Origin of the sequence: Anaerobium acetethylicum (assembly GCF_900096945.1) — a bacterium.
GTDB classification, from domain to species: Bacteria; Bacillota; Clostridia; order Lachnospirales; family Lachnospiraceae; genus Anaerobium; species Anaerobium acetethylicum.
In genome coordinates this window covers 26,508-51,635 of the sequence record NZ_FMKA01000001.1, presented here as the reverse complement: position 1 = coordinate 51,635, position 25,128 = coordinate 26,508, and the positions used below count along the sequence as shown (strand labels likewise).

23 protein-coding genes are annotated in these 25,128 nt (G+C 45.0%); 4 read left to right on the top strand and 19 right to left on the bottom strand.

Features of this window, described 5'->3' with window-relative positions:
• Nucleotides 1-61: 61 nt before the first annotated feature.
• From BJR36_RS00210 to nudC, 5 genes are all read right to left on the bottom strand, one after another.
• A complete protein-coding gene (locus BJR36_RS00210) occupies nt 62-2,173 on the bottom strand; it encodes a glycoside hydrolase family 3 C-terminal domain-containing protein (protein ID WP_091228454.1) in 2,112 nt (703 codons plus the stop codon).
• Nucleotides 2,174-2,190: 17 nt separating this feature from the next.
• Nucleotides 2,191-3,027: a carbohydrate ABC transporter permease gene (locus BJR36_RS00205; RefSeq protein ID WP_330387752.1), complete on the bottom strand. Its 837-nt coding sequence runs from the start codon at nt 3,025-3,027 to the stop codon at nt 2,191-2,193.
• Nucleotides 3,028-3,031: 4 nt separating this feature from the next.
• The gene (locus BJR36_RS00200) at nt 3,032-3,913 is read right to left on the bottom strand and encodes a carbohydrate ABC transporter permease (protein WP_091228451.1); all 882 of its coding nucleotides are present in this window, start codon (nt 3,911-3,913) and stop codon (nt 3,032-3,034) included.
• Nucleotides 3,914-3,989: 76 nt separating this feature from the next.
• The gene (locus BJR36_RS00195; protein ID WP_091228448.1) at nt 3,990-5,267 is read right to left on the bottom strand and encodes an ABC transporter substrate-binding protein; all 1,278 of its coding nucleotides are present in this window, start codon (nt 5,265-5,267) and stop codon (nt 3,990-3,992) included.
• Nucleotides 5,268-5,366: 99 nt separating this feature from the next.
• On the bottom strand, nt 5,367-6,209 hold the full coding sequence (gene nudC / locus BJR36_RS00190) for an NAD(+) diphosphatase (protein ID WP_091228445.1): 843 nt from the start codon (nt 6,207-6,209) through the stop codon (nt 5,367-5,369).
• 227 nt (nt 6,210-6,436) lie between these two features.
• Between nudC and BJR36_RS00185 the strand changes: the two genes are divergently transcribed.
• On the top strand, nt 6,437-6,802 hold the full coding sequence (locus tag BJR36_RS00185) for a NifB/NifX family molybdenum-iron cluster-binding protein (protein ID WP_091228443.1): 366 nt from the start codon (nt 6,437-6,439) through the stop codon (nt 6,800-6,802).
• 189 nt (nt 6,803-6,991) lie between these two features.
• Here the strand turns inward: BJR36_RS00185 and BJR36_RS00180 are convergent, their stop codons facing one another.
• The 8 genes from BJR36_RS00180 to BJR36_RS00145 form a co-directional block, all read right to left on the bottom strand.
• Complete coding sequence (locus BJR36_RS00180; RefSeq protein WP_139133497.1) at nt 6,992-7,780, bottom strand: transglutaminase domain-containing protein; 789 nt, start codon at nt 7,778-7,780, stop codon at nt 6,992-6,994.
• 203 nt (nt 7,781-7,983) lie between these two features.
• Complete coding sequence (locus tag BJR36_RS00175) at nt 7,984-8,568, bottom strand: 4Fe-4S binding protein (protein WP_091228439.1); 585 nt, start codon at nt 8,566-8,568, stop codon at nt 7,984-7,986.
• 39 nt (nt 8,569-8,607) lie between these two features.
• Nucleotides 8,608-8,826, bottom strand: coding sequence for an ATP-binding protein (locus BJR36_RS00170; protein WP_091228437.1), 219 nt, complete (start codon nt 8,824-8,826; stop codon nt 8,608-8,610).
• Between the two features lie 248 nt (nt 8,827-9,074).
• Nucleotides 9,075-10,334: an NAD(P)-dependent oxidoreductase gene (locus tag BJR36_RS00165; protein ID WP_091228436.1), complete on the bottom strand. Its 1,260-nt coding sequence runs from the start codon at nt 10,332-10,334 to the stop codon at nt 9,075-9,077.
• Between the two features lie 57 nt (nt 10,335-10,391).
• Nucleotides 10,392-11,516 (bottom strand): GTPase, encoded by a 1,125-nt coding sequence (locus tag BJR36_RS00160; protein WP_091228434.1) that lies wholly within the window; start codon nt 11,514-11,516, stop codon nt 10,392-10,394.
• A 3-nt stretch (nt 11,517-11,519) separates the two neighbouring features.
• On the bottom strand, nt 11,520-12,659 hold the full coding sequence (locus BJR36_RS00155; protein WP_169823546.1) for a YcjF family protein: 1,140 nt from the start codon (nt 12,657-12,659) through the stop codon (nt 11,520-11,522).
• A gap of 41 nt (nt 12,660-12,700) precedes the next feature.
• Complete coding sequence (locus tag BJR36_RS00150; protein ID WP_091228429.1) at nt 12,701-13,156, bottom strand: DUF3795 domain-containing protein; 456 nt, start codon at nt 13,154-13,156, stop codon at nt 12,701-12,703.
• Between the two features lie 314 nt (nt 13,157-13,470).
• The gene (locus tag BJR36_RS00145; RefSeq protein WP_091228427.1) at nt 13,471-15,285 is read right to left on the bottom strand and encodes a glycerophosphodiester phosphodiesterase; all 1,815 of its coding nucleotides are present in this window, start codon (nt 15,283-15,285) and stop codon (nt 13,471-13,473) included.
• Nucleotides 15,286-15,848: 563 nt separating this feature from the next.
• On the opposite strand from BJR36_RS00145, the gene BJR36_RS00140 reads away from it, so the two are divergent.
• A complete protein-coding gene (locus BJR36_RS00140) occupies nt 15,849-17,867 on the top strand; it encodes an LTA synthase family protein (RefSeq protein WP_091228423.1) in 2,019 nt (672 codons plus the stop codon).
• A gap of 265 nt (nt 17,868-18,132) precedes the next feature.
• Here BJR36_RS00140 and BJR36_RS00135 read toward each other — a convergent pair whose 3' ends face one another.
• Nucleotides 18,133-18,432 carry a hypothetical protein gene (locus BJR36_RS00135; RefSeq protein WP_091228420.1) on the bottom strand — a complete coding sequence of 100 codons (300 nt, stop codon included), beginning with the start codon at nt 18,430-18,432 and terminating at the stop codon, nt 18,133-18,135.
• 470 nt (nt 18,433-18,902) lie between these two features.
• Between BJR36_RS00135 and BJR36_RS00130 the strand changes: the two genes are divergently transcribed.
• Entirely contained in the window at nt 18,903-19,733 is an 831-nt protein-coding gene (locus BJR36_RS00130; RefSeq protein WP_091228418.1) for an HAD-IIB family hydrolase, read from the top strand.
• 177 nt (nt 19,734-19,910) lie between these two features.
• Here the strand turns inward: BJR36_RS00130 and BJR36_RS00125 are convergent, their stop codons facing one another.
• Nucleotides 19,911-20,162, bottom strand: coding sequence for a hypothetical protein (locus BJR36_RS00125; protein WP_091228415.1), 252 nt, complete (start codon nt 20,160-20,162; stop codon nt 19,911-19,913).
• A 305-nt stretch (nt 20,163-20,467) separates the two neighbouring features.
• Between BJR36_RS00125 and BJR36_RS00120 the strand changes: the two genes are divergently transcribed.
• Complete coding sequence (locus tag BJR36_RS00120; RefSeq protein ID WP_091228412.1) at nt 20,468-21,226, top strand: MerR family transcriptional regulator; 759 nt, start codon at nt 20,468-20,470, stop codon at nt 21,224-21,226.
• 208 nt (nt 21,227-21,434) lie between these two features.
• Here BJR36_RS00120 and BJR36_RS00115 read toward each other — a convergent pair whose 3' ends face one another.
• The 4 genes from BJR36_RS00115 to BJR36_RS00100 form a co-directional block, all read right to left on the bottom strand.
• Nucleotides 21,435-22,562: a site-2 protease family protein gene (locus tag BJR36_RS00115; protein ID WP_091228410.1), complete on the bottom strand. Its 1,128-nt coding sequence runs from the start codon at nt 22,560-22,562 to the stop codon at nt 21,435-21,437.
• A gap of 460 nt (nt 22,563-23,022) precedes the next feature.
• Nucleotides 23,023-24,339, bottom strand: a complete 1,317-nt coding sequence (locus BJR36_RS00110) for an aspartate kinase (protein ID WP_091228409.1) — start codon at nt 24,337-24,339, stop codon at nt 23,023-23,025.
• 182 nt (nt 24,340-24,521) lie between these two features.
• Nucleotides 24,522-24,704, bottom strand: coding sequence for a DUF6472 family protein (locus BJR36_RS00105; RefSeq protein ID WP_091228406.1), 183 nt, complete (start codon nt 24,702-24,704; stop codon nt 24,522-24,524).
• 4 nt (nt 24,705-24,708) lie between these two features.
• Nucleotides 24,709-25,122 carry an acyl-CoA thioesterase gene (locus BJR36_RS00100; RefSeq protein WP_278276578.1) on the bottom strand — a complete coding sequence of 138 codons (414 nt, stop codon included), beginning with the start codon at nt 25,120-25,122 and terminating at the stop codon, nt 24,709-24,711.
• Nucleotides 25,123-25,128: the final 6 nt, after the last annotated feature.

Genomic DNA, 25,128 nt, shown 5'->3' with positions numbered 1-25,128 from the left:
ATCTTCTGATCAGTTTCTCTTAATGTAACTATTCAGGACTGCGTCCCAGGGATCTGAACAGTTACCCTAAAAGTTCTATTTCAACCTGTATGCATGATTTTCCAGTCAGTTCTGTACTTCTCTCATCAGGCTGGGAAGTCCCGGCATACAGGATGAAATGCCTTCCATCCAAAACCTGTTCTCCCTTATCATTATACACCTTAAATGCACCAAATGGCACCTTTAAAGTTTTCGTGACTGTTTCTCCGGCTTTTACTTTTACCCGGCTGAATCCGCATAAACTTACATTCCTTACCGCAAGATCGGAATCGGTATTTTTCAGATAGAGCTGAATCACATCTTCTGTATCCCTGTTTCCTGCGTTATGGACAGTAACCTCTGCCTCCAGATCCTTTTCCATGCTGACGCTGCCCTTGATTTCCGCTTTTGTACAGGATATGTCTCCGTAGGTCAGACCATATCCAAACGGATAGAGAGGGGTTCCCTCATAATACCTGTAGGTTCTGTTCTTCATGGAGTAGTCTGTAAAACCGGGAAGATCCTCGACTGTGCGATAGAATGTTACAGGAAGCTTTCCTGAAGGGGATGTTTTTCCAAACAGGATATCCGCAACAGCTTTTCCGCCCCGGGCACCTGGATACCATGCCTGCAGAATGGCGCTGTTATGTTCCTGTGAAAAGCTCAGGTTGATTGCGCTTCCTGCCATCAGGCAAATGATGACAGGTTTTCCGGTTTCCGTTATTCGTTCAAGAAGCTGCCTCTGTACTTCCGGCAGTTCAAGGTCTTTTTTGTCGCCTGAACCGCAGTTGTTTCCTTCATCTAACTCTTCTCCCTCAAGGGTCTCATCAAGGCCCAGACACAGGATAACGACATCGCTGTGTTCAGCAACCGTTACCGCTTCCATTTCCCTGTCATAGGCCATGGCAAGAGGTTCTGTACGGTCTTTTGACAGCTCGCATCCTTTTGCATAAAGAACCCTTATATCATCGCCGGCTTCGTCCTGGATTCCTTCCAGAATGGTGATATATCTCGACGCCGTCCCGTAATAGTTCGCTTTGAGGGCAAGGCGGCTGTTGGCATTCGGTCCAATTACCCCGATTGTTCTGATCTGCTGTTTGTCGATTGGCAGGATTCCGTCATTTTTCAGCATGACCACGCTTTTTCCCGCCGCCTCTACTGCCATATCCAGGTGCTTCCTGCATTCTAACGCTTCATAAGGAATCTCATCAAAATCCGTCCTGTCGAAAAGACCGAGCTTGAACCTCGTTGTGAAAAGGCGCTCTGCAGCTCTTGTAATATGCTCCTCTGTGATCAGTCCTTCCTGGAGTGCCTGAAGCATGTAGAGGTAGATATTTCCGCAGTTCAGGTCGCATCCGGCATCAATTGCCAGTGCAGCAGACTGCTGGGGTGTAGCTGTTACGCCGTGGTACATATGAAAATCCTTGATTGCCCAGCAGTCCGATACCACGTGCCCGTCAAATCCCCATTCTTCCCGAAGAATATCTCTCAGCAGCATATAACTTCCGCAGCAGGGCTCTCCGTTTGTTCTGTTGTAGGCTCCCATGACAGCTTCTACATCCGCCTCCTGAACGCATGCTTTAAAGGCAGGAAGATAAGTCTCTCTCAGATCTTTCTCCGTCACTTCCGCATTGAATTCATGCCTCAGATCTTCAGGTCCGCTATGTACTGCAAAATGCTTTGCGCATGCAGCACTCTTCAGCACCTCTCCCTGACCCTGAAGCCCTTTGATAAACGCAACTCCCAGCCTTCCTGACAGGAAAGGGTCCTCTCCATAGGTTTCATGACCCCTTCCCCATCTTGGATCCCTGAATATGTTCACGTTTGGTGACCAGAAAGTAAGCCCCTTGTAAATGTCCCTGTCTCCGTGCTTTGTGCTCTCGTTGTATTTTGCCCTTCCCTCTGTGGCTATAGCATCTGCAATCTCTGTCATGAATTCTTCATCGAACATTGCTGCCAGGCCTATAGCCTGGGGAAAGCTGGTTGCAGTTCCTGCCCTTGCCACACCATGAAGTGCTTCGTTCCACCAGTTGTAGGCTGGTATTCCAAGCCTTTCAATGGCCGGCGAGTTGTAGGTGAGCTGGCTTGCCCTCTCCTCAAGAGTCATGGATGCGACAAGCTCTTTTGCCCTTATTTTACACATATCTGAATTCATTATAGAAGATCCTCCCTTTATCCTTTAATTGCTCCTGCCATAAGGCTTTCCTGGATTTTTTTGCTCATGAAGGTGTATGCGATCAGTGTCGGGAACGTTGCGATTACAAGCGCTGCCCCGATCGGTCCCCATTCAGTGGTATAAGCTCCCGATAGGGTCTGTATGCCTACTGATAAAGTCCTGTATTTTGAATCGCTGATAAAAATGACTGCAAACATCAATTCATTCCAGGCCTGCAGGAACGTAAAAATCGCGATTGTCGAAAGAGCCGGCTTCATAAGGGGACAGATAATCCGGAAAAAGATGCCGTATACGCTGCAGCCGTCAATGCATGCAGCCTCTTCAAGCTCTGCCGGAATATTCTGCAGAAAGCTTATGGAAATCATGATCGCCATTGCCAGGGCAAATGCCACATACGGGATAATCAGCGCCTGATAGGAATTTGTCATATGAAGGTTCCTGAGAATGATGAATACCGGGAGGATTGCCGCATGGATTGGAACTGTAAGCCCAAGCATGAAAATATTGTTGACCTTCTTCCTTCCTTTCCATACAAGCCTCGTCAGGGCATAGGATGCCATCAGTGCGAATATGGTTGTCAGCGCGATCGTGAAACCAGTAACGATGATGCTGTTCACGAAATAGCTGCCCATATTTCCTGCCGTAAATGCTGCCTCGTAATTCGACCACAGCCAGTGTTTTGGAAGGCCTATGATATTCTCTCCGAATATCTCCTTGTTGTTCTTAAGCGAGAATGTGAACATCCAGTAGATTGGAAAAAGGCTTACAACAGTCCAGAACAGCAGAACCAGATACATGCCTGTTTTTTTTATTTTATTTCTTCCTGTTTCCACTCTTCTACTCCTCCTCTACTTTAAAGAATTTTTTAATCATGATCGCAAAAAAGAAACACAGGAATATAATCATGATCGCGATGGCGCTTCCGAAACCGTATCTGCCACGTCCAAAGATCATATTGACCATCAGGGTACTTGGAACCTCGCTTGCATGTGCCGGTCCGCCATTTGTAAGTACGTAGATCAGGTCAAAGGCCTTCAGGGATCCGACAACCGCAAATATGACACACATCCTGATTACCGGCTTAATCATAGGTATTACCACATGCCATGAAGTTTCCCATTCTGTTGCTCCGTCGATTTTTGCAGCTTCCCTGAGCACAGGGTCCACCGACTTGATGCCAGCATAGAGGAGCAGCATGTGATATCCTACATATTGCCAGAGTATTGGAACAAAAACCGCAAACAGGGCTGTGTTCTGGTCTCCCAGCCAGGTCCTGCACCAGCTTTCAAGGCCAAGATTCTGCAGTACTACATTGATGATTCCGTACTCAGGATTGTATATTTTTGTCCAGAGCTGGCCAATTACAACTGTAGAAATCAGTACTGGTACAAAAAATGCTGAAACGAAAAACCGCTCTCTTTTGATTCCCTTCGCAAGTACCAGTGCAAGTACCAGGGAAATAGGCAGCTGGATGAATACTGACAGTACCGCCAGCAGAATGGCATTTCCCAGCGTCTTTGTAAATCCCGCCGATTTGCTTGTGAAAAGTTCAATATAATTCTGCAATCCTACAAATGTCCCTTTTGTGATACCGTCCCAATCCAGCAAACTATAATATCCGGACATGAAAATCGGGATGATTATGATTGTCAGAAAGAGTAGCGTAGCCGGTAACATAAACAGCACAATTGCGCCCTTGTTTCTTCTTACTCTGTCCAAAACTCCATCTCCTTATACTGATTGCAGGAAGCGGATTGTGAGATCCGCTTCACTGATTATTTTTTTCGTTTACTATTTATTTGCTAAGCTGAGCATCCATTCCCTCTGCAAATCCCTGCGGATCGATATTTCCTGAATACAGTTCCTGAAGAAGCGCCAGGTATTCTCCTGCATCTTCTGAATCCATCAGCGTGTCGAACCATATGGTGAAGGATGTCGCATCTGCTGTGTAGTCGGCAATCTTCTTTGTAAGCACATTTACTCCGCTGTCGTCATAATCTTTTGCCCATGCAGCAATTCCGGCTCCGTCAAGGTAAGCATATTTGGAAACGCTTCTTGCGATCTCAAAAGCCGCTGTGGCAGCTGCATCTTGATCTGCGGTGTCTGCATTTACCATAAGGGTATCGATTGCTCCGCCCATGAAGTCTGTTGCTTTTGCATTATCGCTGCACACTGGCACAGGAACCACATCATAATTTTCTGCATTTTCAGCATCATTGAAGATCTGTCCGCCTAACCAGCTTCCAGTAATGAACATTGCTGACTTTCCACCGGTAAAGGTTGCTGCAGCTTCGTCATTGGAAAGTCCTGTTGCTCCGTCGGTGAAAGCGCCCATATCAATGAGTTCCTGCAATTTCTCTGCCGATGCCAGGAAATCAGCATCATTGTAGCTCTGGCCATCCTTTGTGAGGGCCGCTGCAGTTTTTTCGGCTCCTGCCGATTTCAAAGTAAGGGCGTCATGTGTCATTGCGAGCACCCATGTATCTTTTACGCTCATTCCGATTGGAGTGATGCCGGCATCAATGAACTTCTGGCATACGGCTTTCAGTTCATCCCATGTTTCAGGTGCCTTTAGTCCCTGTTCCTCAAACATCGCTTTGTTGTAGAACATCATGGAAACCGGAGTCGTATAGGTAGTTCCATACAGCTTTCCGTCATATGTCGCGTTGTTCAGCGCCTGCTGTGGAAGTTCTGCCTTGTAGTCTCCGTAATAGTCGTCAAGAGCAAGAACCTTTCCGGATTCCACGAATGATTTTGAAAATCCGCCGCCCCATGTATAGAAGATATCCGGAAGTTCATTTGCTGCTACTGCTGATTTCAATTTTGTCTTATATGACTGGTTTTCGAAGGATTCCATTTCAATCTTAACGTCAGGATGAGCTGTCTCATAATCCTCGATCGCTTTTACATATGCATTATGGAATGAATCGCTCTCTGTTGCGATTGTCCACATCTTTAAAACTGTTTTACCGTCCTCTGCCTTAGAATCCTGGGAACCGGAACCACCGCATCCTGTGAGCATTCCTGTCGTCATTACCAGACCTAAAAGTACACTTAACAATTTCTTTTTCATAATAATTTGTTTCCTCCTTTGAAATCATTTGATATATGTATTATAAAAAACACCGTCCATTAAATGAACGGTGTTTTTTTACCTGAATAGGTAATATTTTTACTTTTGAAAAAGCCCGGTCCGGAATGCTTCCATCATCTCACCGGTAAGACTGATCTTCAGCTCCTCCGGCGGTATATCCTCCCTGTTCATCCAGATTCCCAGGGCCAGCTCGTCTTCCTGAATCGTGATGGTATCATCACCGTCAAGTTCCGCGTAAAAGCCAGCAAGGATCGTATCCGTAAACGGCCAGGGCTGGCTTTTGTAAAACTTCAGGTTCTTAACCTTAAGCCCCGCTTCCTCCTGTACTTCCCTGATTACGGCCTGTTCCAGGGTCTCTCCGATTTCAACAAAGCCGGCTATCAGGGCATATTTCGTATACTCTCGTCCCGCATACTTGGTCAGAAGCAGGCGGTCTCCATCATGGACAGCCACGATGACGCAGGGTGAAATGACCGGATATACCTGAAATCCGCAGGATTCGCAATAGAGCATCCGTTCTTTTTCTGATTGTGTTACAGGCTTGCCGCATTTGCTGCAGAAACGATGGCTGCTGTACCAGCGGTTCAGCTGCCACCCTACAGCACCTGCAAAGGAACGCCAATATTTTGGTTCGGTCCTGAACCTTCCGGTAGTTACGTATGCCCATCCTTCTGCCGTATCCAGCCCTTTTTCATCTGTCAGAAAATAATTGATGTTGTCTATGGTAAACAGGAATCTGGCCTCGTCTATCAGGTGGGGATATTCTGCCTCGAAATCTGAAAATGACGGATACCATAGTTTATCCTTTTCCTCCCTGACAAGCACCGTATCTCCTTCGTAGGAAAGGAATAAGTCCTGAGGCTCTGCTTTTTTGTTCTGGAAACTGTTATTGAATATTCTTGGTTCTATATCCTGAATCATAATTTTCCTCCATTTCTCTTTTATACTTTTAAATTGATCAGGTACAACTTTTCTCGTTACTGTTGACGCTGTAAACAGCAGTCTTTTTTCAACCCTCTTTGCTCAGTCTCGGCTAATACATTTGACATATCTCTGTTTCGCACTTAGAATATTAGAAAAAGAACTATTTAATCTGCACAGGAAACCGCAAGGTTACCTGCACGCATGCTCAATGGAGGAATTATAAAATGAAAATTGCATTACCATCAAGACAGAACCTGATTGACAGTCATTTCGGCCACTGCGAATACTTTACGGTTTTCATAGTTGACCAGGATAGACGCGAAATCATTTCAGAAGAAATCGTCGAATCGCCTGCAGGATGCGGCTGCAAATCAAATATCGCAAGTGTGCTTGCTGCCATGGATGTAAAACTCATGTTGGCAGGAAACATGGGAGACGGCGCTGTAAACGTTCTGAACAATTCAGGAATCGAGGTTCTCCGCGGATGCGCAGGAGATGTCAGGGACGTGACCCTGAGCTGGCTTGCAGGTTCGCTTCTTGATTCAGGTGACAGCTGCCAGGAACATGAACACGGTTGCCACCATAACTAGACGGCTTCCTGTGGTCTGTTCTTCAGATTATCCTGTTCAAACAAGAGTTGATAAGAATGCTTCCTTACAGCATTCTTATCAACTCTTTTTGCTGCTGCAATCTTCAAAAATCAGATTACAAATATCTTCGTAATCTTTCATCGTTCTGACAAGTTTAGATTCCAATCCCGATCCAACATCCGGATAAAATCAATTGGCAGATGGGAAATCCGAACTTACCCAGGTGTAGCCGTTTGAACGCATCTCACCGTCTGATTTCAGAAAATATTTATATCCATCCAGACTTGCATCATTATTCGTTCCGTCTACATGATACCAGCTCCCGCCCAGGTTTACCATGTTCCACGCATGAGGGCCTTCCGGTATCTCCCCGGAAATAATTTTGGAATTGATTCCGGCCGCAGCAAACAGCTTGTGCATAAGCAGTGCATAGCCCTGGCAGTTTGCCGTTCCATAGGCCAGCGCCGAATAGGCGTTGTTGTTCTGCTGCGTATAATCATAAACCAAATGCTGGGAAACATAATCGTTGAGGGTCTTAACCTTTTCTTCCCCGGTCATATCGGCAAATATGATTGCTGATGCCAGCTCTTTTGCTTTTTTGTCCACAAAATCCTCCTGTTCCCTTGTAGTCAGGTAGGTGACTTCAAAATCGACGGTCACGCTGTAGTAGCTCTGCAGGGCAGAATGGCTGATATTCGTCCAGGAATAATGCAGGTAATCATCCGATTCGTAGGCGGCCTTTATGATATTATCCAGATCCGCCATGAACGCATCTCCATCACCGGTATAGTTGATGGTAAATGCAGGCGTTCTGGCGGTCATCTCTTCTGCCAGCACCTTCGTGAAATCATCCAGTTCCGATACCGTCTCCCCGCTCAGATGCAGGCTGTTATATTTAAGGACCAGTTTTGAAACGCCTATTGTCAGGAGTGGTGTCATGATCAGTATCACGAGTACCATCCTTATTTTCCTTAACAAATAAATCCGTCCCCCTTGCTGTTCGCCGTAGCTTTGTAATTGCTATTTTACACGATAACCTCTTCAATTTATAGTGTTTTTGGAATTTTGTTGAAATTACACACACATTGTAGCGAAAAAGGGAAAGCTCATAGGAAAGTTGGTCCTGCAAGCAAAAAACCCCGCCTTCGGACAGATTGAAGGCGGGGTTTAGCTTGTTAAGGTTAAGCTGCATCCTTTATCTTGCAGATTCCCTGGGTCATGGTCCCCATCGGGCAGTACACGCACCAGGAACGCGGTTTGTACAGAGCCATGGTCACAAGGCCCAGAACCGTAGAGGTCAGCATCATTCCATAGAAGCCGAAGGCGAACTGCGCAATCCAAGGCGATGATGCAGCTCCGTTATATGCCCAGTCCCAAGGCATCTTGATGGTCCAGATGAGGGTTACGACCTCTTTCAGGCTTCCGCTTCCGGCAAACACAAGGTATGTCATGAAAACCATATTCGCAAACATAATCATAAAAAACGTAAGGAAACCGTATCTGAACCAGTTGCTCCTTAAAAAAGCAGGGATATCTTTCTGCCTCGAAAGTTTCAGCTTGTTTCCAAGGACGTCGAACATCTGGCCTCTGCCGCAGAAATGGTTGCAGTATGATTTCTTGCCTTTTACCAATGAAATTCCAAGGGGTACCAGGAAACAGATGAGCCCCAGCCAGGCAAACATGATATTGACAAATCCCAATATCATATAGACTGCCGACATGATCCAGATATAATCGTTCCAATTTTTTTTCTTATTCTTCTTCATTTTTTTACTTCCTCCTATTGATAAATCTGTTGTATATACTTATGCTTCCGGTCTTGGCTTGATTTCTATGACTGATGCAGGACATGCCTTTTTACAAAGTCCGCATCCGATGCATTTATCATTGTCAACCACCGCTATTATTCCTTTGGGAACAGTAATTGCATCCCTTGGGCATACATTCATGCAGCTTCCGCAAGCCACACATCCTTTTTCCATCACTTCTGCTATTCTTTTGCTTTTTATATTTGTCGTTGCCATAATTACCTCCGGTTTTACTTGAATGAATAACTTGAAACGTATTCTGTATGCACGTTTCTGGTTCCTGCTTATATTACCAAGGTTTCAGCTGCATATCTGTGATAAAATCACAAAGCAAAAAAGAGAGATAATCGGAATCCCGACTGTCTCTCTCTTTCGAAAACGTATTTCTAACTGTTCAGAACGCTTATACTATGAGGTATTTCTATTCTGATTTTGCATAAAAACCCAGGTTCATTCATATTTCCCTACTCCATCTGCTCCTGTTCAATCATCCGATCTTCAGCCTCGCACTGCTCCTCCATATACTGATGCATAGCCAATGCCACCTGCTTCGAATAGGCAGCCGCTTCTACAACGGTCTTGGCCCCCCGGACGACGTCTCCTGCGGCAAATACGCCCTTGCGGGTGGTTTCTCCGCTCTCATCCGTCACCAGGAGTCCGGATGAGGATGCTTCAAGACCGGAAGTGGTCAGCAGAAGCTTGTTCTTTGGGCCCTGGCTGATCGAAATGATAACAGAATCAGCCTTCTCCAGGTATGCATCTCCTGCATATCTAAGGAATTTTCCCTCTTCGTCGCGGATGACATCCTTAAATACAGGCCCTCTGTCTGTGATTTCCTGTATTTCCTTGTTGAATTCGAAAACAGCTCCGTCCAGCTTCGCATAAGCTACCTCATGTTCATTTGCTGCCGGCTTCTGCCCTCTGCCATACAGGGTCACCTGTTTTGCCCCGTGCCTGAGGGCTGTCCTTGCAACATCCATGGCCGCATTTCCAAGCCCGATGACAGCAATTTTTTCTCCCAGATCAAATGCTTCCGGATTCACGAGATAATCGATTCCGAAATGGACGTTTCCAAGGCTTTCACCTTTGATTCCAAGCTTTTTAGGCCTCCATACGCCTGTTCCGATAAATATGCTCTTGTAGCCGTCACGCAGAAGCTCTTCTATCTCCAGGGCGCCGCCGATTGTTGCATTTGGCCTGATCTTGACGCCGACCTGGACCAGTTTTTTCCTGTATCTGTCGAGAATTGACTTTGGAAGCCTGAATTCCGGTATTCCATACTGCATGACGCCGCCGATTTTTTCCCTTGATTCGAAGATGGTAATTTCATATCCCATCTTTGCAAGATAGAATGCAATCGTGATTCCGGCAGGTCCGGATCCTATGATTGCGACCTTTCTGCCGTTTGCCGGAGCGCATTTGATCGCCATTTTGTCAAAATACGAATCGGATATGTAATTCTCAATGCTGCTTATATGGACCGGCATTCCCTTTTTGCCGAGTATGCAGTGCCCCTCGCACTGTTTGTCATGGTCACAGACCAGTGAGCATACGACGGAGAGCGGATTGTTTTCAAACAGCATCTCTCCCGCATCATTCAGCTTATTATTTTTAAAAGCCTGAATCATCTGGGGGATTGGGGTGTTGATTGGACAGCCCTCTCTGCACAATGGTTTCTTACAATTTAAACAACGGTTTGCCTCATCAATTACATGAATTGCCATATTGTTTTCCTCCTTGATCAATTGATTTTAGTTTATATGCTTTCGCTTTCGTGATTCTCATGTAGAGAGTGGCGCTTTAGCCGGATTCCCAAGCAGCTGCCATTCAATCTGTTTCGTCTTTTCATTAAGCTCGCTGATGATTTGGTTTCCCACCAACTCGATCCTGATTTTGACTTCCTTCCTTTTTGACTCCGCAAAGACAACTGGTGTCAGTACGCCCGCAATGGGGATCAGAAAGGCCACAATGCCTTTGAGGTTTTCCTTCAGCTTGTCGCCGAATTCCATCCTGAAATGCATCCTGAACTGGCTGTCAAAATACGGTTCCCTGAACTCTTCTCCCGACAGCTGCGCCATTTTTTCGCTGATCGTATTGTAGAAGGTAAAAGCCTCCATCATTTTCAGTTCATACTGGCGCCTTATTTCCTTCATCGCATCATCAAGCTTCTGATTGCAATGCCTGCTTATTTCCCCGAACACTTTATTGGAATGATAGTTGAATATGCGGATTTTGAAATCCACATAGGCTTTGCATTCTTCCTTCCAGCTTTCAATTATTTCCACGGACATGGTGCTCAGATGGGCCACCAGCTTTATGGCGATATTCTCCCACATATTATCCTTTATGACTGCAAGCAGCTCGCTCCTTCCGCTAGGTTCGGTCATTTTGCCGCTCAGCAGCTTTTTGCCGACGCTGCATACCCGTATAATGTCCTTCTCACTCACCCCCGCGGCTATGAGCATGGAAGTCATCTCTCTGATTGCATGTTCCACGTTGTTGACATCACAGTGGGTAAGCGCCACGACCACCCTGTTCCTGCTTTTTAAAAGCTCTTTGAGGATGGCCAGTTCGAACGCCTCGATGCGCGCCGCCTTTGCAGAAAAGCAGTACACGATTGTATGGAACCATTCGCCGACCTCCATGCAGTCGTGCCGGCTTACTTCGTCAAAGATAATCTTCTTCCACCTTGCCGCTTTATTTGCTTCCAGGCCCCAGGTATCATAAATCTTTACATGGAAATCACTGCTGAATTCATAGACATGCTCATAGATTCCCTCTTCGGTCACCGGCCTCCCAGATCCTGTCTTTTCGACCTGCTTTCCAAAAATGTAGTTCAGCAGGGAACTCTTGCCGACTCCCGATTTACCGATAATCAGGACGTTTGTCGTAAGTACATTTTCCATCTGCTAGCGCTCCCTTTTCCTCATGGATTTCATGACCTGCTCGAACATTTCCGGATTGAAATAATCTTCAATACCGACCTGTTTTCCCTCAAGCACTGCCTTGGAATACAGATAACAGAGCTGGGAAATGGTATGCCCCAGGGTTGTAGTCAGCGCCGTTGCTACTGCCACGTTGATTACGCTTCCGACTCCCTGCCCAATTCCTGGAATAAACTTCAAAATGCTTCCAGTCAGCGTCTTTGCGATGAATCTGCCAACCTGGGTCATGACCTCCGCCTCCAGAGCTGACGTCACCGCCCCGCTCATCCCGGATAGGCCGTAAATCTTGATGATATGTATCGTCATGCTGATCTGAATGGGAGTCAGAAGGGCCGCATCCGACAGCGGGACCGGAACGGCGGCAGCTGTCGAAGCGGAAACCACATATCTGGGAATGATCTTCTTTTTTACATACTCCCTTTTTTGGGAAATGCATCCGTGCAGGGCGCCCATCAGACCATCCTTCAGAGAATCCTCCAGATTTTCCAATGCCCATTCCACCAGTTCCTCTTTCTGGATATATGCCTTTAGTGCTTCAGCGGTTTCTTCATCTTCTGCAATACAATAGGTGAATGCGCTCAGGCCCGGGTATCTCTTTCTCAATTCGTTCTGCAGGGCCTCCAGTTCCTCGGCATCCACACTGTCCACCTGGGTGAAAACCACTGCTGCCGGAACTTTTTTTGCCAGTATCCTGTCTATCAGCTGGAAATCCGTATCCGTAATCCTCTTGTTTGCTGCGCTGATGCAGTACCAGGCTTCGTGGATGTGCTTTTCAAATTCGCCTGGATGGGCTGCCTTCTTTTTGTCGATTACTGAAATGATCTCGTCAACGTAATAAGACTGTTTCTCATCTCCGATTTCATAGCCTTCGCTGTCATACAGATTAAGGGTCAATTCGTCTCCGGCATAAAGGATCACGCCTCTCGTAACTGGTTCTCCCTCCCCGACTGCCGCAATCCTTTTTCCGAAAACATCATTCACGAGACTGCTTTTTCCTGCTCCGGTTGCACCGCAAAGCAGGATATTTGGTTTTTTCAAGGCTCGCTTCTGCTTCTCCATTTCCCCATCGAAATCAAATTTATCCGCCTTAAAATCAACTGTCATGCCTCTATCCTCCGTCATTTCATTCGTTTACTTATTCATCGTTAATCTTTTGGTTCTTCGCCCCAGTGGTACTGTTTGTTCTGGAGGAGAGTTTCAAGGCCGCAGTTCAGACAAAGCCCATTGTGGCAGCATATGACGCCTCCGCATTCCGGACAGTTCCACCTTTCCTCTTCCCTTTCCAGAAATCTTTCGATGCCATGCTCTTTGATGAATATCAGGTTTTCGATCATGCTCATATGATATTTGGTCCGGTAGCGCTTGTCCAGATCCTTCAGCCGGCGGCATGGAAAGTCACTGCATTCATAGCAGAACCGGACAAGACCTTTTCCAAGCTTCTCGCAGTTTTTTTTCATGAACGTGCAGTTCTTGCCCCGTGGCAGACAGCCTGCACAGTATGTCTTTCGAAATCCCTTCTTATTCAGATCGTTCTTCATCGCCAGATAACTGACACAAATACCACAATTCATTCCGCATGGGGCAATCAGTTTTCCCTCCATACCTCATCACCTCTTCTTTTTTTAAAGCAATGAATTCACCGTATTGTCTGCAGAAATTCCATATCTGTAACTATTCAGGACTGCGTCCTTTATAGTCACAGATGATGCACACAAATTGCGAAATCAGCAATTTTGCGCACGCATGTCTCGGGTTTTTATGCAAATTCAGCATAAAAACACCTCGCGCAACAGGGGTTCTGAACAGTTAACAATATCCAAAGCAGAGCGGATTATATGAAATCCGCTCTGCTGCCTGTCTTTATACTAAATATACCATATTTTTCCCCTCATGCCGACTGAAAAATCATATGAATTTAATAATTGAAAACCAGTTTCAGGAAGCTGGCTGTAGATTTCGGAAAGTCCTTGGAATAAATGATGCTTCTTGCCATAACAGGATCATCCGTAATAATATTGTCGACGCCAATACGTGTCAATCTGTCCACTATCGTCTCATTGTTGACCGTCCACACATGGATTTCCTTTCCTGTCTTGTGGGCTTCTGTCACTATGCGCTCTGAAACGAAATTGTATCTCATGCTGAAGAAATCCACATCCTTAAGATTGTAGAACTCCCCGTAGACAGCCGAAAGGATATAGCCCGTCTTAATATCGGGGTTCAGCTTTTTGATCCGCTTAAGCGAATCATAGCTGAAGGAAGAAATGATACAGCTGTCTTCAAAACCATGTTCCTCAATCAGCCCTATCAGCTTCTTCTCGAAATCTTTATTCTGGCCCGAATTCTTGATTTCAATGTTGAGTTTTATTTTTCCTTTGCTGTATTCCAGAACCTGTTCCAGTGTGGGAATTCTTTCATCCTTAAAATCCTTAGAAAACCAGCTTCCAACATCAAGCTCCTCAATCTCATAATAGTTAAGCTGCCATATTTTCTTATTGACGCCTGCAGTCCTTTTCAGGTCTGCATCATGGGAAAGGACCACGACCCCGTCCTTCGTCATCCTGACATCGATTTCGGCATAATCTGCCATCACCTCGATTGCCGCATCAATGGACGCCAGGGTGTTTTCTGGTGCCATAGCCGAAAACCCCCGGTGGGAGGTGATAAGGGTTTTTTCTCCATGAAGAATGGAATACTGCTCATCAAGCAGCAGATAGATTCCTGTGCCCGTAACCAGAACGACTGTTGCCAGCAGCAGGAGAAGCGCCTTGTTCACGCTATATAAAAGTTTCTTATACATCTTCTTCTGAAGGTAGGTGCTCGAATACAGCTTTCTATTGTTTTTGCTGTACTGCAGATAAAGCTCCACCACGATTCCCGCTACGCTGATTGTCTGGAAAATGCCCAGAATGACGATCAGAATCTTGTTGATTGTATTGAAGATCGTAAGGAAGACCGCATATGCTATTTGCTGTTCATAAAAGAACTCTGTCCCTGCCTGTACAAATGATATGATGATCAGATAGAAACCGATATATATCAGTACATAAAAAGCAACACAGCCCAAAATGCTTCCAACGGTCTTTACTACACGGCCTTTGATCAGCAACCTGCTGCATCTGTAGGATTCAGCCAGATTTTTACGTTCCAGAAAGAAATAGCAGAATATGAATACCATCTGTATGGTCAGGTACACCAGAACTGCTGCAAGGACCGCAAACAGCACCCTCAGCTCTCTTGACTGCATGATAGTCCCCAACATATAATCAGGTATTTCCCTGTTTCCAAAAATATAATATGCAATAGGATTGAAATTGATAATTGGAAGAATACAGACGACATATAGAACCAGAATGAAATTCTCGGGATTTGCCAACCTTCTCAATTCTCTCAGGCTTAAATAAAGGAGATTCCGCAGATAAAACTGTTTTTCCTTAAAGCGGTATCCGAAAAACACCGTCAGCATGGATATTTCCGCCAGGGAAACAAATGCCGCCAGCAGAAGGATTCCTGCAAAAAGCAGGATACTGAGCGGGTTCTTCAGTATGCTGCCGATGTTGTATCTTGTGATAAATGAATATCCCGTAACCTTTAACATTAAATTAAACAGCAGCACCAGTCCGGGAATCATACAAAGATTCGTGACAATCTTGAAAACCACTTCAAAAACAACAATCGTATTTGATGCCTGCCCGATTGAATAAGCTATATTTTTTAATATTCTGACCATTTTTCATCTTCCTAATCTTTATCTATAATTGTGACTATTCAGGACTACGTCCTTCATAGTCACAGATGATGCACACAAATTGCATAATCAGCAATTTGGCGCATGCATGTCTCGGGTTTTTATGCAAATTCAGCATAAAAGCACCTCGCGAGACAGGGGTTCCGAACAGTTACCTTAATTTACTATTCAGGACTACGTCCTTCATAGCCGCAAATGTTGCAAAAAGAAACAAGGAATAACTGTTCCTGTTCGTTTCTATTGCTTTATGCCAACAATCAAACAGTATATCACATCCGACGCATTGAAATCCATCTTTTTTTGTCCATTGCTATGCCATTTATGATAAAATATAGGTGACTATTCAGGATCATGTCCTTCATAGTCACAGATGATGCACACAAATTGCATAATCAGCAATTTTGCGCACGCATGTCTCGGGTTTTTATGCAAATTCAGCATAAAAACACCTCGCAAGACAGAGGTTCTGAATAGTTACCATATAGGTTACTATTCGGTAGTTCCGTAGTATAACCTGACGAACAATTTTGGAAGGGGTGAGGGATTTGAAAAAGCTGAACAATTTCTGGCTATTGGTTTTCTTTGCATTATCACTGGTCTATATGGAATTCGTACTTGTAAGGCAGAATACTGGAAACCTGTTTTCCAGGGACTCCTTTTCCATGCTGCTATTCACCCTCTCCTTTTCAGCGGGGCTATATTTTCTTGCAACCCTGGCTTCGGGAAGAGGCATCTATATATCCGGGCTTTTCCTGCTTTTTATTACGGGAACCCTTTACTCTTCCCAGCTTGTATACTTCAAGTTTTTCAGGACCTACTATACGCTCTATTCTGCCGGGAATGCTGGCGATGTGTTCCGGGAATTCTTCGGCACGATCCTCACAGTGACCGCAAAAAATCTAGGATCCATTATCCTGCTTTTTATTCCCTTTTTCCTTTTCCTAGCTTTTGGGAATATGGCATTCGCCTTTTCAAAGACCGACTGGAAAAAAAAGGCTCTCGTCCTTTGCACCATTGCTGTTTTTCACCTTGCAGGGCTTGGTACCATATACAGCGGCAGCCATTCCCCGAACTCCCCCTACGACCTTTATTTCAATTCAAACTATCCAGTCCTTTCCGTAGAGAAGCTGGGGCTTCTGACCACAGTGCGGCTGGATATGATCAGGCTGGCAATCGGATGGACGCCGGAACTGGCTCCGACACAGGACCCTGCTTCCGACGCAGGCACCGATGCTGATGATGATGATGGCCTCCCAGAGAATCCTGCAGAGGAAGCTCCTGAAAACCCAGACTCCGGAGAAGCCCACGAAGATCCCGTTGTGAAGCCCGTAACATATAACTCCATGAATATCGATTTTGACTCGCTCCTGTCAAACACCGGCAACGAGACCCTGAAGCAGATGCATGACTATTTTAAAAATGTCACTTTTACAAATAAGAACGACTACACTGGCAGGTATGAAGGCTACAATCTGATTCTCATTACCGCAGAAGGCTTTTCCTCACTTGCCGTAAACGAAACCGTGACACCCACACTGTATAAAATGGCTTCCCAGGGGTACCGTTTCGAAAATTTTTACACGCCGATCTGGGGCGTCTCCACTTCTGACGGCGAATACGTTGCCACCACAGGACTCATACCAAAAAGCGGAGTCTGGAGCTACTCAAAATCCGGAGACAATTATATGCCTTTTGCCCTGGGAAACCAGCTGAAGACCCTGGGTTACCTGACCAAAGCCTACCACGACCATACATACACCTATTACGACAGAGACATCACCCATCCCAACATGGGCTACGACTATAAGGGCATTGGCAACGGGCTTGATGTAAAGAAGACCTGGCCGGAATCGGACATTGAGATGATGGAAAAGACCATGGGCGAATATGTAGAAAGCCAGCCTTTCCACGTCTACTATATGACAGTCAGCGGGCATATGCTTTACAACTTCACCGGCAACTACATAGCCCATAAGAACCGTGACCTTGTTTCCGGCCTTCCCTATACTACAGGGCCAAAGGCGTACCTGGCCACGCAGATCGAATTTGACCGGGCTATGGAGCTGCTCCTCCAGACACTGCTGGAAAAAGGCATTGCGGACAGGACACTGATCGCCATAAGCGGCGACCACTACCCTTACGGTCTTGCGGACTCCGAGATCAGCGAGCTCCTTGGGCACAAGGTCGAGACGAACTTCGAGCTTTATAAAAGCACCTTCATTCTGTATACTCCCGGAATGGAGCCCGAAACCATCGAAAAGCCGATGTCGAGTCTGGACATCCTCCCGACCCTGTCAAACCTCATGGGGCTGGAATATGACTCGAGGCTCCTGATGGGGCGCGACATCTTTTCAGATGCAGCACCCCTGGTGATTTTCCAGAACAGAAGCTTCATTACTGAAAAAGGAATGTACAATGCGGTGACCAATACCTTCACTGCATTCGATGGCCAGACCGTGGATGAGAGCTATGTTTCATCAATCCAGGGCATTGTAAACAACCGTTTTTACTATTCTGCCATGATCCTGGACAAGGACTATTACCGGGTTGTGTACGGAAAATGATGCCATAAACGTTAAATAGCCAAGATGCCGTGGTGGGAGGAAACAGCTTCACACCACGGCATTCTGTCAACTCTTTATTCCTGCATTGCATTCAGCGCTGCCACTATCTCATCCAGCTTTTCATTTGTCAAATCAGAAAAACTTCTGGCCGCTCTCAAGGGCATATTTTCCAGCATGCTGTTGATCAATTCCTCTGCGACTGCAGTACCGCCGCTCTCCTCCCTTGGAACAACCTGATTGATATAGCTCTCAATATAAGGTCTTATCAGTTTCCGCTTGGCCAGTTATCTTCATCATACAGCCATATCTTCTGCTGGTTCTTCTTACAGGTTTCTATGACGCTCCTGATCCGGTCGAACCAGTCCTGGCTGAGGTACTCATTCTCCAGTCCGAACCTGGAATGCACCACAGGCTGGTTCGCATGGATGCGCTTCATCATATTCAGCTGTTCCTCTGTCTTCTCGTCCGTTATCAGATCATTCCAGAACCAGAAACCGGATACGCTGTAGTCCGGATCAGTTGTCGGATCCTTGAAAAATTCACGATCTATCTTTTTTATCTCCACTTATAATTCCTCCCATTCACTCATACCGAAGCAGCCTTTAATCTCGATGACAGACTTGCCTGCGATATAAAATACTGTTCCCTCAAGCAGGTTTATGCTTATGGAAGCAGTATAACATATCTATGAGTCTAAAATTGTTGGGAATCACGGTGTACTTTTGTTGGTTTCCTACCTTGGAAGAACCGGTCATTTCTGCTATACTTCATGTATTGGACATTTTTCAACAATGAGGACGTGATGCAAAACATGTTCATTCGCAGCGCGCTCTCGCTTAGATGAAGACGTAGTGATACATAGGGCCGCAGAATACACGGCCCAAATACCAACGTCTTCATAAAGCTGCTCATTAAGACATGTTTTGTATCACTGCGCGATAGATGGCAACTGTGCAAATTGACTAATCCAAACGTTTCAAGAAGGCTTTTGACGCACTTATCATAATACAGAAAGAAAAAGGAATCAGCTCAACTATGAAAACACTTTACATATCAGATCTGGACGGTACTCTGCTGAACAAATCTGCCGAATTATCCCGCTACACCACAGACACCCTGAACGACTTGATCCGGCAGGGTATGCATTTCTCCTATGCAACGGCAAGGACTGCCGCTTCCACGGACGTCATATTAAGCAGTGTCAACCTCTCCCTTCCGGTTGTCCTGATGAACGGCGTTCTTGTTTATGACAGAAAAAGCCGTTCCTACATAAAAAGAGAAACTCTGGGCCGGAACAATGTTGAAAAGATACTGGATATCTTAAAATCGACAAAGATGACCGGCTTCATGTACGAAGTGAAGGACGACCTCCTGACAGTCTATCATGAAAAGCTGATCAGCCGGGCACTCCAGGATTTTCACGACGAAAGGGTAAAAAAATACAATAAAACATTCAGCCCGGTCGGTGATCTCCGGAATACCGTCAACGAGGACATCATCTACTTCTGCCTCCTGGATACGAAGGAACGGCTTGATCCAGTCCAGCAGCAGCTGAAACAGATTGAAGGCATTAAGATGGCCTGCTACAAAGACATCTACTCGGATAACCTATGGTACATCGAAGTATTCAGCGGCAACGCAACAAAATACAATGCCGCCATGTTCATAAAGGAATACTGCGGCTTCAGCAAAATGGTGGGATTCGGAGACAATCTGAATGACCTTCCTCTTTTTCACGCCTGCGACGAGGCCTATGCAGTCGCGAATGCGGCTGAAGAAGTGAAAAAGGCAAGTTCCCAGGTGATCGGCAGCAATATGGACGACGGCGTCGCTAACTGGCTGAAAAGCCATGCACTGCTGTCATAGATTCATCTGGGATAACTATTCAGGACCATGTCCTTCATAGTCACCGATGATGCACACAAATTGCATAATCAGCAATTTGGCGCAGGCATGTCTCGGGTTTTTATGCAAATTCAGCATAAAACACCTCGCGTGACAGGAGTTCTGAATAGTTACCATCTGGGACATTGCCTCTGACGCTTATCCTCTGTTTGACTTTTTCATTCTTAAAACTATATCCGCCATAGCCAGCGCAACCCCGACAAAAAGCAGGCTGTAACCGACTGGCCTGTTTTCCCCGAAGACGATACCTGCAATAACGAATGCGAATGCGATTGCTGCAAGCGGTGTCAGTTTTTTGTTTTTCGCCTTCCTGTTTGTCAGAAAGAATACGATAAACAGAACCACAATGATGGCAATTACGATGACATTGTATATCTGCGATGCATCCATAAAGCTTCCTCCTTCTGCTGACCGCCTTATTAGTGCGGCTGCATTTTTTTCTGGTCTGCTGTTCTTCTCCCATTATACTACTCTGCATCGATTTTTTACAGATTGTGTTTCCTGCTTATGCAGCATGACTCGGGTTTTCTGTGACTTTTACTTCGCTACACTCGCAAAAAAACATATTGCTTTAACCAGTGATTGAACACCAACTACAGAGAAATAATGTCTTTAAAAAAATCCAGAACAATTTAATAATCGCTTGACATTAACGTTACGTAAAAGATTATGATCAAAGAAGAGGTGATGAACAAATGGAATACACCATTCAAAAATTGGCTGGATTGGCTGGCGTCAGTACGAGGACGCTCAGATACTATGACGAAATCGGCCTTCTGAAGCCCGCCCGAATCAGTTCCTCCGGATACCGCATATACGGTGAGGCTGAAATCAAAAGGCTTCAGCAGATCTTATTTTACCGGGAGCTGGATGTGGATCTGGCTGGCATTCGCCAGATCATAGATTCCCCCGCATTCGATGAACGCAAGGCGCTTCAGGAACATCATGAGAAACTGGTCGAAAGGCGATCACAGCTTGAACTGCTGATCGCAAATGTGGAAAAAACAATAGACACAATAGAAGGGAGAACTACCATGTCTGACAAGGAAAAATTTGAGGGCTTCAAGCAGAAAATGCTTGAAGAGAATGAAGCGAAATACGGCAAGGAAATCAGGAAACAATATGGTGACAAGGCAGTCGACAGTTCCTACCAGAAGGTAAAGAACATGACACAGGAACAGGCAGATGAGGTTTCAAAGCTTTCAAATGAAGTCAATGAAGCAATCAGAGCTGCTTTTGAAAATAACGATCCTTCCAGCGAGCTTGCACAGAAGGCATGCGCCCTCCACAAGAAGTGGCTGATGTATTACTGGCCGGAATATTCAAAAGAAATGCACATGGCCCTGGTCCAGGGATACGTGGATGACCCTCGTTTTACCGCCTACTACGATAAAATCGCACCAGGATGCGCTGTCTTTCTGCGCGATGCCATGAAACTATATCTGGAGCTTTAAAGGACATCGTCCTGAATAATCACATAGGATTAGTAAAAAGTGCTGACATGCAAAAACCCGAATCTCTTAAAAGCTGATTCGGGTTTTTGTCATTCCATAATATTCTTCATTACAGATACTATGTAATTATTAAGTTTCTTCACTTATGCAATCTCCACAGGAATTCGTTACCTTACTCTGGACCTGCTAATACACACTTCTCGCAGCTCTACCCATTCAGCTGCTGATAGGTTCTGAGGTAGTTCAGGATATCCGTATTGGATACGATACCAAGCAGATTTCCTTCTGTATCCATTACAAGAACACGTCCCACGCCATTCGCAGCGGTCTTTGTCATGGCTGTCGTCACAGTATCGGAAGGCGAAACTACAAGGTTCTCCGACAGCGGGATTGCCACGCTGCCTGACAAAGTCCGGCCTCTCGCCTCTGCCGGTATCCTCTTGATGCTTTCCCCACGCACGATTCCAACAACCCTTCCCGCCTTTTCAACGGGAAATGCATTGAATTTGTATTTATAGAAATAGTTTTCGATCAGCTCCTGTATAGAAATATCGGAATCGACGCTCACGACATCTCCGGTCATGAATTGATCCACCTGGATCTTGTCAAAAATATCAGTCAGCACCTTCGACTGGTAGCTCGACTTCGATTCCTGATTGATGAACCAGCCAATGAAGGCCAGCCATATTCCATCCACAATAAAATTATTCAGAAGCAGGAAAACGCCAATAAAAATCAGAAAAAAACCGAACAAGCTGCCTGTAAAAGCAGCAACTTTTGTCGCTTTCTGCCCGTCCTTGCTGAAGTACCAGATGACTGATTTCAAAATCCTGCCTCCGTCAAGCGGAAACGCCGGAATCAGGTTGAATCCAGCAAGTATCAGGTTCGCACTGGAAAGGTAGTCCATGGGAATCACCAGGACTTCAGGCGCACCGATATAACCTAACAGTCTGGCCATCGCCATAAAAAGCAAAAAAAGAAAGATACTGACCAACGGACCCGCTGCTGCAATCTTCAGCTCCTTGACCGGTTCATCCGGTTCCTTCTCAATCTGGGCAATGCCGCCAAAGATAAACAACGTTATCTTCTTAACCGGTATCCCCTGTCTGATCGATACAAGTGAATGGCCCAGCTCATGGAGCAGAACAGAGCCAAACAGCAGCAATGCTATGATGCCTCCGAGAATCCACCGCGAAGAGACATTCAAATCCGGATAAACAGACGGGAAATAGCCTGTCGCAAGAGTGTATATCATAAGGCTGAATACTAGGAACCAACTGATGTTGACTTCAATCTGAATTTTTTTGATTCTGGTTATCACAAATGAGTTTTTCATAGACGGAGCTCCCTTCTTCAAAGGTTGTCTTCTGCTACCTCTACTTTACCACATCACGAATGATTTTTCACCTGTTATTCAAATACCTCAAACCCGACCGCAAATCCTGCGCAGAGCATTTTTTATCTCATATTATACTTCCTCTTCTGAGCTAAAAAATCCCCCAAACCGAAGTTCAGGGGACAATTTATCTATATTCAGGCATTTCTATTTCAATTATCAACTTAAAAGCCCTATTATAACATTCAGCTTCGTCAATTTGCACAACCGCCATCTATCACGCAGTGATACAAAACATGAATTGATGAGCAGCTTTATGAAGACGTTGGTACTTAGGCCGCGTACTTTGCGGCCTAAGTACCACTACGTCTTCATCTAAGCGAGAGCGCGCTGCGAATCAACATGTTTTGCATCACGTCCTCATTCGAAAACCTGTGCAAAGTGACGAACATCCCCACTCCTACTGAACGAAGATATTATAGATTGCTCTGATCGCTTCTTCAAAATCTTCTTCCTCAACACCAACAATAATGTTCAGTTCTGAAGATCCCTGGTCGATCATTTTGATATTGATTTTAGCCTGAGCAAGTGCAGTAAAGATTTTAGCTGCAGTTCCTCTTGCCTTTTTCATACCGCGGCCTACAACAGCGATTAAAGCAAGATTGTTCTCGATTTCAATATGGTCAGGATTTGTCCTGGAAATGATTTCATCTAAAACTGCTTTTTCTTTGCCTTTTAATGAATCCGTGCTCACGACAACACCAAGCGTATCAATGCCAGAAGGAATATGTTCAAAACAGATCCCCTGCTTCTCCAGAGAACGGAGAACATTTCTTCCGAAACCGACCTCACTGTTCATCATATCTTTTTCAATATTGATAACGGAGAAGCCTTTTTTGCCTGCAATACCTGTGATAACGTTCGGGCAGCTGTCAACTGTCTGTGCAACAATCATCGTACCAGCATCTTCAGGTTTGTTCGTATTCTTGATATTGATTGGAATACCAACTGTACGTACAGGGAAAATAGCATCTTCATGCAGTACTGTAGCGCCCATATAGGAAAGTTCCCTTAATTCTTTGTATGTAATTGTAGTAATCGCCTCTGGGTTCTTAACGATTCTTGGATCGCAGATCAGGAAGCCGCTTACGTCTGTCCAGTTCTCATAGATATCAGCTTCTACTGCTCTGGATACGATAGAACCTGTGACATCGGAACCGCCACGGGAGAAAGTCTTGATGGTGTCATTCGGCATTGATCCATAAAAGCCTGGAATTACAGCATATTCAACCTCCGCCAGTCTGGGTCCAAGCGTAGAGATGGTTCTCTCAAGATCGAATTCACCACTTTCATTAAAGTAAATAAGACCTACCGTATCAATAAACTCAAAACCAAGATATTTTGCAAGCAAAATACTGTTCAGGTATTCGCCACGGCTGGCAGCATAGTCGCGTCCTGCGCTGTGGGCAAATGAAGCTTTGATATATTTAAATTCCTCTTCTAAAGAGATATCTAAATTCAGATCGTTAATAATGCCATTATAACGTTCTTCAATAAAACCGAATTCTTTTTCGAATTTTTCGCCTTTTGATGCTTTTTCATAACATGCATAGAGCATATCCGTTACTTTCACATCGGCATCAAAACGTTTTCCAGGAGCGGATGCAACAACAAAACGTCTGTTTTTGTCTGCATGGATGATTTCTGCAACTTTTTTAAATTGGTTCGCATCAGCAAGTGAGCTTCCACCGAACTTTACAACTTTTGTACTATTCATAGATTGACCTCTTCCTTTATCAAATTAATGTCTTAAAATAATCACATTATATATGAGCAAAAAGAATTTATCAATATTTTCTTTGATAATAATGAAAATCTTTTTGCTGAATCACACTTTATTTCAATATTTTTACATTTACAACACATATACTAGGTGTTTTGACATATTATGTAACCCATCTATATCTGCTTTCTCACGATCTTATATTCGTCATTATACTGGTAATACGGACACTGATACGTTGTACTTCCATAAAGCTTCACCAGCTCGTCCTCGTCGAAATATGCATGGCATTCGTAGCAGTCATATTCCTCATCATAAATGTAATTCATACAGTTTTCACAGTCTGTACTTCCACTCATTTTACTATTCCTCCATGTATGCACAAAATACACTGTCTATTGCCGGGGATACCTTTTTCAGTGAGATGCACCTGTTGTTGGAATCCAGAAAACAGTGCTCACTTTCCCCCACCGTACATGTCTGACCAGTTGTTTCATTGAACATCTCATAGACCAGTTTTAATTTTATTCCGTTGTACTTTTTGATTTTTACCGCAATTTTAACAATGTCATCAAAATACACCATACTCCTATACTGACAGTGAACGGAAAGTACGGGACATATGATGCCTTCCTGCTCCATCTTTTTATACGGACAGCCGATTTTTTCCATAAAATCGAGCCTTGCCTCTTCCATCCACCTGATATAATTGGAATGGTGTATGATTCCCATCTGGTCGGTCTCGTAATATTTTGCCCGGTGTTCATATAACTCTATCGTTCT